Source organism: Clostridium sp. CAG:43 (genome assembly GCF_000434655.1).
GTDB classification, from domain to species: domain Bacteria; phylum Bacillota; class Clostridia; order Lachnospirales; family Lachnospiraceae; genus Otoolea; species Otoolea fessa.
Window position 1 is genome coordinate 39868 of the sequence record NZ_FR895117.1, and the last position, 15608, is coordinate 55475.

A 15608-nucleotide genomic window follows, 5' to 3' on the forward strand; every position below is an offset into this window, starting at 1 on the left:
CTTTTGTATCTTTTTTCACGATTTTCTGGATTTTCCCATTTTCAATCCACAAATCTGCCCTTCCGTCGAATCTGCTCTCCGGATCGATGACTCTGCCGTTTTTAATTATTTTTACCATTCTAACCCCTTTTTAACTCATATGTTAAAACGTAACTGTTCAGTACCTTCACAGTTACGTCAAAACATTTTTTCAGACAAACTCAGCCCTTAACTTCTCTTTGCCGGCACGATCTCCAGCCAGTATCCATCCGGATCGTTAATGAAATAAATACCCATCGCCGGATTTTCAAAACAGATGCATCCCATTTCCTTATGTTTGGCATGTGCCGCCTCCATGTCTTCCGTCTCAAATGCCAGATGGAACTCATTGTCGCCCAGGTTGTAGGAGTCCTTCTCCCAGTCGCGCAGCCAGGTCAGCTCCAGCTGGTAGCCGGTCGTGGCGTCGCCCAGATAAACAAGGATAAAGCTTCCGTCTGCCGCCTCCTTGCGGCGTACCTCCTTAAGTCCCAGTGCTTCCTCATAAAATTTCAGTGACTTGTCCAGATCGATGACATTGAAATTGTTGTGTGCAAATGTAAATTTCATCGGATAAACTCCTCTCCTTCCTTGTGAATCTCTACAATCCGATCCCGCCAGCCTTCACTGGATGGATGTTCGATTAATTTTGGTATAATCGTATAATCTTCCCAGAAATGCATCGGGAAAATCCATTTTGTGTCCGCCTGCTCCATAAAACCGGCAGCGCCCAGATAAAACCACTGTTCCTGCCTCGGATCGACCGGGATAAATGCCAGATCCGCCGTGCGCCCGGAAAGCTTTTTCATCTCCTGTTTATAAGAAGCCGCCATATTCCGGTTCCATGCCATATCTTCGCCTTCCCACCACCAGTTATTTAAGTCACCGGCGTGATAAATCTCCTTTCCTTCGCAGGAGAGCCAGAAGGCGACGCCTTCGTCGGTGGAATGGAACGTCTCGACGATAAGGCTTTCTTCAGAAATATTCAGGCAAAATCTTTCTCCTGCCTTTACCAGCCGTATCCTGTCTTTATATCGTTTACGATATTCCTCTGGTATCTTTTTCCCAATCTCTTTTGAGAGAATATAAAAAACATTTTCCCGTTTCTCTCCCAGCTGAAAGATTACCGGAGCATAATGATCGGCATGGAAATGGCTCGCAAAGATAAAGAGGGGCTTCCCTGCCGGAAACTCCGGGAGAGTTCCCTTAAAATAATCAAACAGAATCACGGCATTTTCAAGCTCAACTGAAAACGAGCTGTGATGAATATATGTGATTTTCAAACGAATTAATTCCCTTCTATAATGAAAAAGAATGTGCCTTGGCACATTCTCGCGCCGAGCGCGGTCGCTTGCGACATGTTTCTGCTTCGCGCGAGTGCGCATCATTGGCACGTTAGTGCCTTTTTGTGTAATAGGGAATTCCAAGGAATTTCCTATTACATAAATCAAGGAATTTCCTATTACACGAAACAACAGCCAGCCAAAAGTATCCCGCATACGATACTCGCAGCGCTTTCAGCCGGCTGTGCTCTCTTCGCAACCTTTAATTTTCTTTCTTGCTCTGTGCTTTTGCTAAGAATTTCTCATTTTTGATGATGAAACGCTCATGTGTGCCGCCGCCGATGGAACCTTTCGCGTCAAATGCCTCTACCTTAAATACGAGACGTCTGCCGTCTACTTCTACCAGCTCACTCTCGCACCAAACCTGCATGCCGACCGGGGTCGCTGCATTATGGGCAATTTCCAGCTTTGTACCAACGGTTCCCTCACCGTCGTTTAAGTACGGAGCCACGCTCATCCACGCGGTTTTCTCCATCAATGCAACCATCGCCGGAGTTGCAAACACCGGTAACAGACCGCTTCCCACTGCTGCTGCGGAATTTTCATCCGTAACCATAACTTCCTGTCTTCCCTTGATACCAGCTTCTAACATATTGTCTGCCTCTCTTTCTTTTTTTGCGCCAAAATCTGCGCTGTATCAAATTTTTGTAACCGTCCCTTGCTTCCACAGCCGCCATCACTCTTTTAGCAGTATCCGTCTGCATTTCCCCGCCTTACAGCGGTTTGCCGCACTTTGGACAGTACGAAAAATCCTCATCCGTCTCAAATCCACAGGACGGACAGACCTTATGACGGTGTGATGCATCACTTCCCGTCCACGGATTTCCATTTCCATCCTGCCGAAGTGTCAGATCGCTTTCCGTGATCTCGACCTCCTCGCCCCGAAGCAGCCTCTTTCCCACCTCCGGATCCAGCTCATAGACCGCACCGCAGCACGACATTTCTACGAAAAAGCGCCGGTTCCATTTAAAAATCGGGATAAAAAAGAAACTAAAATACATATAGGTCATGTACACCTGATACCGCCCATAAGCGCCGCAGCGCCCGCAGATCACTGTTTTCAGGTACTCCAGCGGCTTCACGCCGGAACTGATGCCACCGATAAAAAACATCCGTCTCCCCTCCTGCCATAGAACAAAGAATGTGCTCTGGCACATTCTCGCGCCGAGCGCGGTCGCTTGCGACGTTTCTGCCTCCCAGCTTTTCAGGAAACAGACTGTATCGATTAAGGATTATGGTAAATAAAGGATTGTCGTAACTGTTCAGTAGGTCTGCGCATTTACTGCGTTCCTCTTCGCGCGAGTGCGCACATATATACATCATACCTAAGTAGCGCGTCTTTCGCAAGATTTTTTTACGCTCTAATGCAATTCTGATGCGTTTCTAAATAAAGGATTGTCGTAACTGTTCAGTAGGTCTGCGCATTTACTGCGCTGACCGTACGAAAACATGGACCAGCAGGCAAAAATCCCATTGCCGCAGGCATTTTTTAATGGATTTTTGCGCGTGACTGTGAAGGTACTGAACAGTTACGGATTGTCTATATTTTACAGAAATACTGCCAGCTCTTCTAGCGGCTTGCGATCTGCATGCAGCCTGGACGGATGAGCTGTCTCTGCCGGATATCCAAGCGGCAGATAGGCCGTCGGCTGTAAGCCCTTCATCTCTGGGAACTGCTCCAGCAATTTTTCTGGATTAAACATACCAACATACGTTGTTCCCAGTCCCAGTTCTGCTGCCTGCAGCATCATCTGGGAAACCGCCAATGTCACATCGATCTCTCCATGGTTTTTCCCGTCCTCTTCCCTTTTCCAGGAAATCTCTGGATCATAGGCTGCTACAATCACAACCGGCGAATGAAAATGACACGCCGTACATGCATCCGCTTTCGCCAGAGCCTCCTCAGTCTGCATCACGAAAAAGCGCTGTGGCTGTAAGTTATGTGCCGTCGGGGCTTTGCGTCCTGCCTCCAGCACTTTCTGTAATTTTTCCGCCTCAACCGGGCGGCTGTCAAATTTACGAAGTGAATAACGTGCATCACATAATTCTTCAAATTTCATAGTAATCAAAACTCTCCTTTGTATTGCAACTAATAACTACGAATCCGATCCGAATCCTCTTCTCCCGTTTTCTCGATCTTCCGGATCTCCACCACATAGCTGCTCTTATCGTTGACCTTCACTTCCACCTGATCACCCACATGGTGTCCTTCGATCGCTTTTCCGAGCGGCGACTCGATGCTGATCCGGTTTTCCAGGGAATTGCCCCGGATGCTCGTTACCAGACGGTATACTTCTTCCTCGTCGTCATCCTCAAAATACAGAGTAACCGTATCATTCATTCCGACCTCATCCGGGCGGGATTCTTCCGATACGATCTTAGCGTGCTTCAGCATATTTTCCAGATAGCGAATACGGCTTTCATTCCGGTTCTTATCCTTCTTAGCAGCATAATATTCGAAGTTTTCGCTCAAGTCACCCTGTGCGCGCGCCTCCTTGACCGCCTCGATCGCCTCTTTGCGGACCACCAGCTTCCGATGGTCGATCTCTTCCTGAATCTTCTTTACATCACTTTCTGTCAGCTGCTCTCTCATGTCTTACTCTGCCAGTCCCTTTTTTTCTATCATTTCTACAACCTGTGCTACATATTTTCCGCAGATTTCATCCGTCGGTGCCTCGACCATCACGCGGATCAGCGGCTCCGTACCACTCGGACGAACTAAGATTCGACCGGTATCGCCCAACGCATCCGATACCTTCTGAACCTCCGCCTGCACGTCGCGGTCTGCCTGCGCCGCCTCTTTATCCTTGACTCTGACATTTTTCAGAACCTGAGGATAAATCTGCACCTCATCAGCCAGCTTTGCAAGTGTTTCTTTCTTCTCCAGAATCACTTCCATCAGCTTTAATGATGTTAAAATGCCATCTCCGGTCGTCGCGTGCTTGCTGAAAATGATATGGCCCGACTGCTCGCCTCCCAGGCAGTGACCGTTCTGGGACATATTTTCATAGACATACTTATCGCCAACTGCCGTCTTCTCATAGGAAATACCATCGCGCTCAAATGCCTTGTAAAGACCGAAGTTTGACATAACCGTGGTGACAACTGTATTGTTGACCAGCGTGCCCTGTTCTTTCATGTATTTTCCGCATACATAGAGGATCTTGTCGCCATCCACCAGCTTGCCTTCACTGTCCACTGCCAGGCAGCGGTCCGCATCTCCATCATAAGCGAATCCAACGTCCAGATGATTTTCAACCACGTATTTCTGCAGTCCCTCGATGTGGGTGGAACCGCAATTTGTATTGATATTCAGACCGTCCGGCGTGTTGTTGATGACGTGCGTCTCCGCGCCCAGTGCATCGAATACGTTTTTCGCAATCGCGGAAGCGCTTCCGTTTGCACAGTCCAGACCTACCCGCATATTTTTGAAAGACCGTGTTGCAAGGGAAATCAGATAACCGATATAGCGGTTGCGTCCCGCCGCATAGTCAACGGTGCGTCCGATTGCATCGCGCTTGGCAAATGGAATCTCGCCCATCTCGCCATCCAGATACGACTCAATCTTCTCGATCGTCTCCTCCTCCAGTTTCTCGCCGCGTCCGTTGATGACCTTGATTCCGTTGTCATAGTATGGATTGTGGCTCGCGGAGATCATGATACCGCAGTCAAACTCCTCGGTGCGTACAACATACGATACACTCGGAGTGGTTGTCACGTGAAGCAGATAGACATCTGCGCCGGAAGCGGTCAGTCCCGATACCAGCGAATACTCAAACATATAGCTGCTGCGTCTCGTATCCTTGCCGATCACAATCCGGCAGCGATCAGCCTTCGTCTTCTGTCCATAGTACCAGCCCAGGAAACGACCTACTTTATAGGCATCCTCCACGGTCAGCGTCACATTTGCCTCGCCGCGGAATCCGTCTGTTCCAAAATATTTACCCATTTTGAGAGTTCCTCCTACATCATCAAATACAGAGTCCAAAGGTCATGTACATTTATGGAAATACCCCACTAACATACATGACCTTCTACGATTTTGATTCCAACCTGAAGAAAATCCTGCAGCCAACGGCGCTTCACACTTTCTGCCGCTGCTGCTTTCTATGTCTGATTGCACATTTTTTACTGAATTTCTTTCAGATAGCGACCTACCGCATCCTGCCAGGACGGAAGGCGCTCAAATCCGTTGTCCGAAAGTTTTTCTTTGCTGATCCGGCTGTTCATCGGGCGTTTTGCCTGACCCGGATAAGCAGCTGTATACTCGGCAGTGCTGACCGGCGTCACCTTGACGTCCATGCCCGCCTGCTTAAAGATCTCAACTGCAAAGTCATACCAGCTGCAAAGTCCCTCATTCGTCGCATGGTAACGACCATATTTATCACTCTGAATCATATCCACCAGCAGACGCGCCAGATCGTATGTGTAAGTCGGGGAACCGATCTGATCATCCACAACACTGACTGCCCCGCGCTCTTTGCCTACGCGCAGCATCGTCTTGATGAAGTTCTTGCCGTTCACGCCAAATACCCACGCGATACGGACGATGAAAAACTTCTTTACCAGCTCCTCGACTGCCAGCTCGCCCTCATACTTCGACTGACCGTAGGCGTTGAGTGGTTCCCGGTGGTCATCCGGCTCCCACGGGCGGGTGCCCTGACCGTTGAATACATAATCGGTGCTGATGTACATCATTTTGATGTCCAGACCTTTGCAGACCTCCGCGATATTTCTCGTTCCATCTGCATTTACTTTACGGCAGAGTTCCATGTTCTGTTCCGCTGCGTCTACTGCAGTATATGCAGCGCAGTGGATCACTGCATCCGGCTTTGCCTCGGTGATCACGCGGCGGCATGCCTCTGCATCGGTAATATCCATCTCATCGACATCCACACCGATGCCAGTAAGACCCTGTTTTTTCAGCTCATTCATCACGTCATAGCCAAGCTGGCCTTTAACGCCTGTCACTAATACTCTCATTATAATCTATCTCCATACATTTTTTCGAAGTACTGGCTGTACTCACCGCTTAAAATGTGTTTCCACCAGTCCTGATTGTTCAGATACCAGTCGATCGTCTGACGAATGCCGGTATCAAAATTGTATTTCGGCTTCCAGCCAAGCTCCGTCTCGATCTTGGTCGGATCGATCGCATAACGGCGGTCATGACCCGGACGATCCTTGACGTAACGGATCAGGCTTTCCGGCTTGTCCAGCGCTTTCAGGATGGTTTTAACAACCTCCAGGTTGGTCCTCTCATTATGTCCGCCGATGTTGTAAATCTCACCGACGCGTCCCTTGTGGAGAATCAGATCGATCGCCTCACAATGATCGGATACGTGCAGCCAGTCGCGGACATTCGCGCCGTCACCGTATACCGGAAGTTCCTCGTCTGCCAGCGCACGGCTGATCATCAGCGGAATCAGCTTCTCCGGGAAATGATATGGACCGTAGTTATTGGAGCAGCGGGATACTGTCACCGGAAGCCCGTAAGTTCTATGGTATGCCAGTACAAACAGATCCGCACTCGCCTTGGAAGAAGAGTACGGGCTGGAGGTATGAAGCGGGGTCGTCTCCGTGAAGAAGAGATCCGGGCGGTCTAACGGCAGATCGCCGTATACTTCATCGGTCGATACCTGATGATAACGTTTAATTCCATAGGTGCGGCAGGCATCCAGCAGGGTGGTCGTTCCCATGACATTGGTACGGACAAATGCCTCCGGGTCCGTGATGGAACGGTCTACATGGCTCTCTGCTGCAAAGTTTACTACGATGTCCGGCTTTTCTTCCTCGAAGAGTTTAAACACAAAGTCGCGGTCTGCGATATCGCCGTGTACAAATTTGTAATTTGGTTTGTTTTCAACCGGTTTCAGTGTCTCTAAGTTGCCCGCATAGGTCAGAAGATCCAGATTGATGATCTGATACTCCGGGTATTTATTTACCATATGGTGTACGAAGTTTCCGCCGATGAATCCGGCTCCGCCTGTCACGATAATCTTCATTGTTTTAACTCCTTTTAATTCTGATGTATTTTATCAACATATTTCCCATCCAGTACATCTTTCAGATATTTGCCATACTGGTTTTTCTTGTATACCTCGTATGCCTCCAGCACTTCTTCCTTGCTGATCCAGCCGTTTAAGTACGCGATCTCCTCCAGGCACGCGATCTTGCGATGCTGGTGGGTCTCTACTGTCTTAACGAAATTGGTTGCCTCAACTAAGGACTCATGTGTACCGGTATCGAGCCAGGTAAAGCCCTGTCCCAGAAGAATGACATCCAGATCGCCATTTTCCAGATAGATGCGGTTCAAATCGGTGATCTCAAGCTCGCCTCTGGCAGACGGTTTTAACTGTTTCGCATACTCTACTACCCGGTTGTCGTAGAAATACAGACCCGTTACACAGTAATTGGACTTCGGTTTCTCCGGCTTCTCCTCGATGGAGATCGCCTTGCCCTGGTCGTCAAATTCTACGATACCGAAGCGCTCCGGATCATCGACATAGTAGCCGAATACAGTCGCGCCCTCTTTCTTGGCAGAGGCAGCACGCAGGCGTTTCACAAGTCCCTGACCCTGGAAAATATTGTCCCCCAGAATCATCGCTACGGAATCATCCCCGATGAACTCCTCGCCGATGATAAATGCCTGTGCCAGTCCATCCGGACTTGGCTGCACGGCATAGCTTAAATGTAAACCAAACTGATGTCCATCGCCCAACAATTCCTTAAAACGCGGTGTGTCATCCGGTGTCGAAATAATCAGAATATCCCGGATTCCCGCATTCATCAGAACGGAGATCGGATAGTAAATCATCGGTTTGTCATAAATCGGAAGCAGCTGTTTGGAAGTTACGCGTGTCAGCGGGTAAAGGCGTGTGCCTGAACCGCCTGCTAAAACGATACCCTTCATATCTTGTTCTCCTCATATGTTTTATTTTCACGCCTCTTTTCTAAAAAAAGGCAGATCTCATCACTATAAGTAATATACCACATTTGCCTGCTGCTTGCAAATTTATTTGCTTTGCACTTCTTTCTTGCATTGTACAATCGTAACTGTTCACGGGTAGGCACTTTTGGAACCGAAAGTGCCGTAAGAAAACGTGGTGGCAGCAGGAATTTGCCGTATTTAAATGCGAAGCCACGGCAAATTCCGTTACTGGGCACGTATGCGTGAACAGTAACGTACAATCCATAAGCATCATTCATCCACTGCATACACAATCGTCCGCGCATCCGCAAATTCATAACTGCACGTCACAAAGGAATACAAGTGGGAAACCTCCTCGTCTGGCAGTTCGCGAAACCGGCATCCCTCCGTCATTTCTTCTATATAAGGATGCATCTCCGACTGATCCGCAAATTCCGTCCTACGCCGTTCCCCCTGACTGCCTGCAGTGAGCGCTGCAATCAGACGGAGTGTCCGCCTTTTCCCATCTGGGAAATAGAGATACGCCGTCCGATGCTTCTGGAAGAAATCTTCGTCTTTCAGGCGGATCAGCTCGGAAAACCGGCTTCCGTCCTTCATATGATGCCCGTAAAAAATCGAATGAAAATCCGATGCATCCGGTGCACTCTCGCAGTCCAGAAAGACAGTCCCGGCTGGATTCGGTTTTCCATCCAGCCCGATGCTGCGGTACGATTCATTGTCGGTTGTCTGGACAATCGGTTCGTCGATGTGAGTACCGGGAATGCGAATCCAGGCGATGACGTCGGCATTCTGACATTTTAAGGCTGCGAAATCTGGCTGCCATATCGGCTCTGACGCATCTGAATCAGATTTTCCAGATAAATTCTGCTCTACATTTCCTTCAGATTGTGAATCTCTGTTTCCCGCCCTTCTAACCGCATCCCCCACACCATCCGCCAGAACCAGACATCCAATCACGATCAAAAAAGCACAGAAGATGCGGCGTGCCCAGCGGGCAGCGCCGTCTCCTGTGCGCTTCTTAGTACCCAAATTTTCCTTCCAGCGATTCATCTTCGCGGATCCAATCTTCTACATCGACTTTTCGGTACTCATTTTTCGTATCACGGATATAGACATGTTCAATTCCGGCATTGATTACCATGCGCTTGCACATCGAACAGCAGCTCGATTTTTCCACATACCCGCCGGTTCTCGCATCGACACCGGTCAGATACAGCGACGCGCCGATCATGCGCTCTCTGGAGGCACTGATCAGGGCATTTGCCTCGGCATGGACACTGCGGCACAACTCGTACCGCTCGCCGCGCGGCACATGAAGCTCCTCGCGGATGCAGCGACCGATATCGGAACAGTTTTTCCGTCCGCGCGGGGCGCCCACATAGCCGGTCGAGATAACCTCATCGTTATTCACAATCACTGCCCCGTAGTGCTTTCGCAGACAGGTACTCCGCTGCGAAACCATTTCCGCCAGATCCAAATAATAATTGACTTTATCTCTTCTTTCCATATAGGATCCCCCTTCCGTTTTCTCTAATTCTTTAGATGCCCTCATTCATCTTCGCCAGCTTCGCCGCCTGATCGGCTGCAATTAAGCTGTCAATGATCTCATACAGATCGCCGTCCATGATCGAATCGATCTTATACAAGGTCAGTTTGATGCGGTGCTCGGTCACACGTCCCTGCGGGAAGTTATAGGTACGGATCTTCTCGGAACGGTCACCGGTACCGATCTGGCTGCGGCGTTCTGCCGCTTCCTCGTTCTGGCGTTTCTCCAGCTCCAGATCATATAGCTTGGAACGCAGAAGACGGAACGCCTTTTCCTTGTTCTGTAACTGCGATTTCTCAGTCTGGCTGTAGATCACGATACCGGTCGGAATATGGGTCAGACGTACCGCGGAGTCAGTCGTGTTGACACACTGTCCACCGTTTCCAGACGCACGCATAACGTCAATACGGATATCTTTATCATCGATGACAACGTCCACATCCTCTGCCTCCGGCATCACAGCAACCGTCGCGGTCGAGGTATGGATACGTCCGCCGGACTCGGTCTCCGGCACACGCTGTACGCGGTGAACACCGCTCTCGTACTTCATCTTGGAGTAAGCGCCCTGGCCGGTAATCATGAAAACGACCTCCTTGAAGCCGCCGATTCCATTTTCACTGACGCTGACAAGCTCAGTTTTCCAGCGGTTGCGCTCTGCAAAGCGCACATACATACGGTACAGTTCGGACGCAAATAATGCCGCCTCATCGCCGCCTGCACCTGCACGGATCTCGACGATAACGTTCTTTTCATCGTTCGGATCCTTCGGAAGAAGCAGAATTTTTAATTCCTGTTCCAGCTCTTCAATGCGCTTTTTCGCAGCATTTAACTCTTCCTTCGCCATCTCGCGCATCTCCTCGTCGGATTCCTCATCCAGAAGCGCCAGACTGTCCTCTACGTCCTGTTTTGCCTTCTTATACTCTTTATATGCCTCCACAATCGGAGCCAGATCCGACTGCTCCTTCATCAGCTTGCGGAAACGATTTGTATCGCTTGCCACTTCCGGGCTGCCGAGCTCTTCCATCAGCTCTTCATAACGGATCAGCAAATCATCCAATCTGTCAAACATGATATCCTCCTCTATCGTCTAACGGTTCCACCGTGCCTTTACCACGCGATCCAGCCCCGGCTCATCCTTTATCACTTCTATCTCCCGATACCCGGCGATGGTCAGTATCCGGCTGACCGCCTCCGCCTGGTCATATCCTATCTCAAAATATACGCAGCCGCCCTTGTTCAGATGTTTGCTGCACTCCAGCGCCAGAACCCGGTAAAAATACAGACCGTCCTCGCTGCCGTCCAGCGCCAGCCGTGGCTCATGGTCGCGTACCTCCGGTTCCAGACCGTCGATCACCGCCGATGGGATATACGGCGGATTCGACACAATCACATCGTACATGACATCCGCCTCCACCGCCTGAAACAGATTGCTCTGCAAAAGTGTCAGGCTGTGTTCCTCGATCTCTGCCTGCAGGCGCGGTCCCTTTGCCAGCCACGTTTTCAGGCGGATGCACCACGGATCCTCCGATACCTGAAACGATTCTGACCGCGCAGTTCCCTTCTGAATCAAAAAGAGACGTCTCGCATTTTTCTTTGCCACGCGCAGCGCCGCCTCGGAAATATCCACCGCCGTCACGTTCTGGTAGCCGCCAAGCACGGCAAGGCTGATCGCGATACAGCCGGATCCGGTACACATATCCAAAAGTTTCAGATCCTTTTCCGGGTAATCCCGAAGAACCCGCTCAACTAACGTCTCCGTATCCTGGCGCGGAATCAGGACATTTTCATCGACAGAAAATGTCATTCCCATAAAATCCTGCATTCCCAGAATCTGCTGCAGTGGAATGCGCTCTGCCCGTTTCTGAAGCATTTCCTGATAGCGCCCATAGCCCTTTTCCAGGCGTTCTGCATGGATCGGACGGTTCTGATCCAGATAATAATGCACCCGGTCAATCCCGAACGCCGCTTCCATCAGATACCAGGCATCCGTCCCTGCGTCCTGCACACCCGCCTCACTTAAGCGCGCGCCGCCCTCATCCAACAGCTCTCTCCAGGTCAGGTCTGTTCTTCCGTTTTCCTCGCTCATCGACTCATCCCCTCTGTCGTACCGTGTTCTATTTATGACTCTTCCAGCTGCTTTTCCCAGCCTGGGAAATTCTCCGTCAGGTATTCTCTCCAGTCAAAAACTGCCTCGGTCGCCGCGATCGCCACCTCAATCATCGAGTCATCCGGCTCCTTCGTCGTCAGACCCTGCATCCACATACCCGGACGGCTCACCAGATCCATAAACTTCGAATTGCTCCGTCCGGCGCACTGCAATACCTCATATGATATACCTGCAATGACCGGAACCAAAATAATACGGCTCAGAATCCGCATCCAGATCGTATCGACCCGGATCACCATAAACATCAGAATACTGATCACCATGACAATCAATATGAAACTGGTACCACAGCGCTTGTGCTCCTTCGAGCTCTCGCGCACATATTTTACCGTCAGCGGATGTCCGTGTTCCACACAGTTGATGCACTTGTGCTCCGCCCCGTGGTACATAAAGGTCCGCCGGATGTCCTCCATCCGCGAAACGAGTTTAATATAGATAATAAAAATCGCGATCCGGATCACACCTTCCAGCACTGCCATCAGATGATCCGATGTGATAACTCCCTTAAACAGGTTCGCAATCCCCAGCGGCAGGAGCATAAAAATACCAATTGCCAGGATAAACGAAATTACCAGAACAGCTGCCATGATCGCACTCTCCAGCTTCTCGCCGAACACGCGGTCTAAAAACTGTTCGAATTTTCCCGGCTCTGCATCCTCGTCATCTTCAAAAAAGCTGGCGGAATACGTCAGACTCCGCATACCGATGATCATCGAATCTGCAAACCGGAACACGCCGCGTACAAACGGAAGCTGTAAAATCTTCGCTTTTTTCGTGATACTCTGGTATGTGTCTTTTTTTACTTCTATCTCTTTGTCAGGCCGGCGGACTGCCACTGCATAGTCCTCGCCTTTCATCATCATGATTCCTTCAATTACCGCCTGACCGCCAATTCCTGAATACTTCATGCTGTCCTTTCAAAATAAAAAAAGAAGAAAACAAAAAGGCTGAGTTTAATGTCGCCACTAAAACCCAACCTTTACATGGTTCAAACTTATTTGCCTGCGTTGATGCCGTACTTGCGGTTGAACTTATCGATACGTCCGCGGGCAGCGGCTGCTTTCTGCTGGCCTGTGTAGAATGAATGGCACTTGGAGCAAACCTCTACGTGGATGTCTTTCTTGGTAGAACCAGTTACGAACTCGTTACCACAGTTGCAAACTACTTTTGCCTGATAATAGGCTGGATGGATTCCTTCTCTCATTTCTTTCACCTCTCTGAATTTTTCATTGCGATTTCCGACCGCTTTTTAGTTGCAAGCCGTCTTAAAACGGCTCTATATAAAGCTCCGCACATCCAGGCACGCTATTCCATCATTTAAGCGTTCCTTCCACTCGTAAGGACGACTCACGCAGATGTCAGAACTACCGTCTGTTAATACAGCCTTATAATTATATCATGGTGTGTACTTTTTAGCAAGCAATTTTATCTATTTTTCAATACTATTTTTCTTCTTACAGTCCTGTTTTCCTGCCTGGAAGAAAGTCCTCACAGATGCGCTATTGATGAAACATGATTTTTAGTAAAATGACCCCTTTTTCCGCGTGATCTCCACAAATTCCGTATTGTTCTTCGTCTTGGCAAACAGATCCAGAATTCGCTCGACGGTATCCTCCGGTTTCTGCGTGTTGGTCGCCTTGTGGACGATATCGACCGCTTCCGCCTCGGCGGACGAAAGAAGCAGATCATCTCTTCGCGTACCGGAACGCAGGATATCGATCGCCGGGAAGATGCGCTTCTCGGAAAGTTTGCGGTCAAGCACCAGCTCCATGTTGCCGGTTCCCTTAAATTCCTCGTAAATAACATCGTCCATACGGCTGCCCGTCTCAATCAGCGCGGTCGCCAGAATCGTCAGGCTGCCGCCCTCGCGTATATTTCTCGCCGCACCGAAGAAGCGCTTCGGCATATGCAGCGCCGCCGGATCCAAACCACCTGAAAGAGTTCGTCCACTCGGCGGAACCACCAGGTTGTAAGCCCTTGCCAGACGGGTGATACTGTCTAAAAGAATCATAACGTCCCTTCCGTGCTCGACAAGGCGCTTCGCCCGTTCTACTACCATCTCCGACACACGTTTATGACGCTCCGGCAGCTCGTCAAACGTCGAATAGATGACCTCGACATTTTCTCCCGTTACCGTCTCACGGATATCTGTCACCTCCTCCGGACGCTCATCGATCAGAAGGATGATCAGGTGCATTTCTGGATGGTTCTTTGTGATGGTCGTCGCCACCTGCTTTAACAGGGTGGTCTTTCCGGCTTTTGGCGGGGATACGATCATGCCTCGCTGTCCTTTTCCGATCGGGGACAGCAGATCCATCACGCGCATCGCCATGGAAGTCTTAACCCCCGGATATTCCAGGTGCAGACGTTCATTTGGGAAAATTGGCGTCAGATTTTCAAAATTCGGGCGTTTTTCCACCACGCTGGTCGGGTATCCATTGACCGAATTAATATATAATAATGCGGCAAATTTCTCCGTCGCCAACTTCACACGACGGCTTCCGCGCACGATATCACCAGTTTTCAGATTAAAACGGCGGATCTGGGACGGCGCCACATAGACGTCATTTTCACCCGGCAGGAAGTTTTCACAACGGATAAATCCAAATCCATCCGGCATAACCTCCAGGATTCCGTTCGCCTCGATGCCGCTGTCCAGCTCCTGAAATTCATTTTTCAGATCCTCCATGCGTGCATTTTCCACCTCGGTACGGGTGCTTTCCATCTGCTGCACCGGCGTGGTACGTTCCGGCTGACTGTACTCGGAGGCTGCTTCTGCCATCTGCGGTGCCGGTGCGGTATGTTCCGGCTGGCTATACTCGGTTCTTGCGCTCATCGCTTCATTATAATTGTTACGCGGCACATAGGAATTTCTCTGATACCCCTCTCGCTGCGTGTACTCGCGTCTGCGGTTATCCTGATAACGGGTATTATTATTCTCACGGCGTGTATAGGAGCCGTATTCATTCCGGCGGTATCCGCCTTCGCTGCGGCGCTCATAGCTGAAATTCTGCCCTCCCGCAGCCCGTTCTCCGTTGGCAGATCTCCGCGGCTGCGAATACGTCTGTGCCGATGTATTCTGCCCTGCATCAGTTCTGCGCGGCTGCACGTGCATTTCCGTTCTCTCTGCCGGTTCCGCCGATCCAGCCGGATGCTCACTGACAGAAGCCTGGGGCGTTTCTTCTTTCTGTCCCCCTTCCGCCGGCTTCTCAAGTTCGCACAGCCTGTCTATGATCTCCGCCTTTTTCAGGGTGCTGATCCCCTTTAACCCCTGTGCCTTCGCCATTTCCCGAAGCTGCACCAGAGGGAGTGTCTTTAATTTTTCTCTCATATAATTCTCCTTACCCTGTTTAATTGTGTCATATTCTCTGGGATTCAAAAATCAGAAATAAGAAACGTGTGGATGTCTTCCAGGTACTTACACGAAACCGGACAGGCAGATACCTGCCCGGCATACCTTTTTAACATAGCCTTTTATGCTGTGACTGCTCTTTATCCTGCAGCCACCTTGGTTTTATTATAAACGGTTTTCATAAAAATTCAAGTAAACATTTTCTTCATACATATCAATTCAGGAACATAGTAACTGTTCACAGGTAGGAATTT

17 protein-coding genes are annotated in these 15608 nt (G+C 49.8%); all 17 read right to left on the minus strand.

Translation table 11 applies throughout. The annotated features are described in order from the left end of the window. Positions 1-207 precede the first annotated feature (207 nt). The 17 genes from QVO97_RS12190 to rho all read right to left on the minus strand — a co-directional run bounded on the left by QVO97_RS12190 (position 208) and on the right by rho (position 15333). Positions 208-585 carry a VOC family protein gene (locus tag QVO97_RS12190; RefSeq protein ID WP_022360591.1) on the minus strand — a complete coding sequence of 126 codons (378 nt, stop codon included), beginning with the start codon at positions 583-585 and terminating at the stop codon, positions 208-210. Beyond that, on the minus strand, positions 582-1298 hold the full coding sequence (locus tag QVO97_RS12195) for an MBL fold metallo-hydrolase (protein WP_118522228.1): 717 nt from the start codon (positions 1296-1298) through the stop codon (positions 582-584). Before QVO97_RS12195 ends, QVO97_RS12190 begins: the two co-directional genes overlap by 4 nt. Positions 1299-1560: 262 nt before the next feature. Continuing rightward, complete coding sequence (locus QVO97_RS12200; protein ID WP_022360593.1) at positions 1561-1950, minus strand: thioesterase family protein; 390 nt, start codon at positions 1948-1950, stop codon at positions 1561-1563. Between the two features lie 121 nt (positions 1951-2071). Further along, positions 2072-2470, minus strand: a complete 399-nt coding sequence (locus QVO97_RS12205; RefSeq protein ID WP_022360594.1) for a zinc ribbon domain-containing protein — start codon at positions 2468-2470, stop codon at positions 2072-2074. 435 nt (positions 2471-2905) lie between these two features. Continuing rightward, positions 2906-3418 (minus strand): nitroreductase family protein, encoded by a 513-nt coding sequence (locus tag QVO97_RS12210; RefSeq protein WP_022360595.1) that lies wholly within the window; start codon positions 3416-3418, stop codon positions 2906-2908. A gap of 29 nt (positions 3419-3447) precedes the next feature. Continuing rightward, positions 3448-3951, minus strand: a complete 504-nt coding sequence (greA, locus tag QVO97_RS12215) for a transcription elongation factor GreA (RefSeq protein WP_022360596.1) — start codon at positions 3949-3951, stop codon at positions 3448-3450. Between the two features lie 3 nt (positions 3952-3954). Then, positions 3955-5307 (minus strand): phosphoglucosamine mutase, encoded by a 1353-nt coding sequence (gene glmM / locus QVO97_RS12220; protein ID WP_022360597.1) that lies wholly within the window; start codon positions 5305-5307, stop codon positions 3955-3957. A gap of 179 nt (positions 5308-5486) precedes the next feature. After that, positions 5487-6341: a dTDP-4-dehydrorhamnose reductase gene (gene rfbD / locus QVO97_RS12225; protein ID WP_022360598.1), complete on the minus strand. Its 855-nt coding sequence runs from the start codon at positions 6339-6341 to the stop codon at positions 5487-5489. Next, positions 6341-7363, minus strand: a complete 1023-nt coding sequence (rfbB, locus tag QVO97_RS12230) for a dTDP-glucose 4,6-dehydratase (protein WP_022360599.1) — start codon at positions 7361-7363, stop codon at positions 6341-6343. The genes rfbD and rfbB overlap by 1 nt, the downstream gene beginning before the upstream one ends. Before the next feature lie 14 nt (positions 7364-7377). After that, on the minus strand, positions 7378-8271 hold the full coding sequence (rfbA, locus tag QVO97_RS12235; RefSeq protein ID WP_022360600.1) for a glucose-1-phosphate thymidylyltransferase RfbA: 894 nt from the start codon (positions 8269-8271) through the stop codon (positions 7378-7380). A 288-nt stretch (positions 8272-8559) separates the two neighbouring features. Further along, positions 8560-9339: a class B sortase gene (locus tag QVO97_RS12240; RefSeq protein WP_022360602.1), complete on the minus strand. Its 780-nt coding sequence runs from the start codon at positions 9337-9339 to the stop codon at positions 8560-8562. Next, positions 9308-9796, minus strand: coding sequence for a deoxycytidylate deaminase (locus QVO97_RS12245; RefSeq protein WP_022360603.1), 489 nt, complete (start codon positions 9794-9796; stop codon positions 9308-9310). The genes QVO97_RS12240 and QVO97_RS12245 overlap by 32 nt, the downstream gene beginning before the upstream one ends. 31 nt (positions 9797-9827) lie before the next feature. After that, a complete protein-coding gene (gene prfA / locus QVO97_RS12250; protein WP_022360604.1) occupies positions 9828-10904 on the minus strand; it encodes a peptide chain release factor 1 in 1077 nt (358 codons plus the stop codon). Positions 10905-10922: 18 nt separating this feature from the next. After that, on the minus strand, positions 10923-11921 hold the full coding sequence (locus tag QVO97_RS12255; protein WP_022360605.1) for a N5-glutamine methyltransferase family protein: 999 nt from the start codon (positions 11919-11921) through the stop codon (positions 10923-10925). A 32-nt stretch (positions 11922-11953) separates the two neighbouring features. Continuing rightward, the gene (locus QVO97_RS12260) at positions 11954-12910 is read right to left on the minus strand and encodes a DUF1385 domain-containing protein (RefSeq protein WP_022360606.1); all 957 of its coding nucleotides are present in this window, start codon (positions 12908-12910) and stop codon (positions 11954-11956) included. Between the two features lie 86 nt (positions 12911-12996). Then, positions 12997-13206 carry a 50S ribosomal protein L31 gene (gene rpmE, locus QVO97_RS12265; protein ID WP_022360607.1) on the minus strand — a complete coding sequence of 70 codons (210 nt, stop codon included), beginning with the start codon at positions 13204-13206 and terminating at the stop codon, positions 12997-12999. A 315-nt stretch (positions 13207-13521) separates the two neighbouring features. Beyond that, positions 13522-15333, minus strand: a complete 1812-nt coding sequence (gene rho / locus QVO97_RS12270; RefSeq protein WP_022360608.1) for a transcription termination factor Rho — start codon at positions 15331-15333, stop codon at positions 13522-13524. Positions 15334-15608 lie beyond the last annotated feature (275 nt).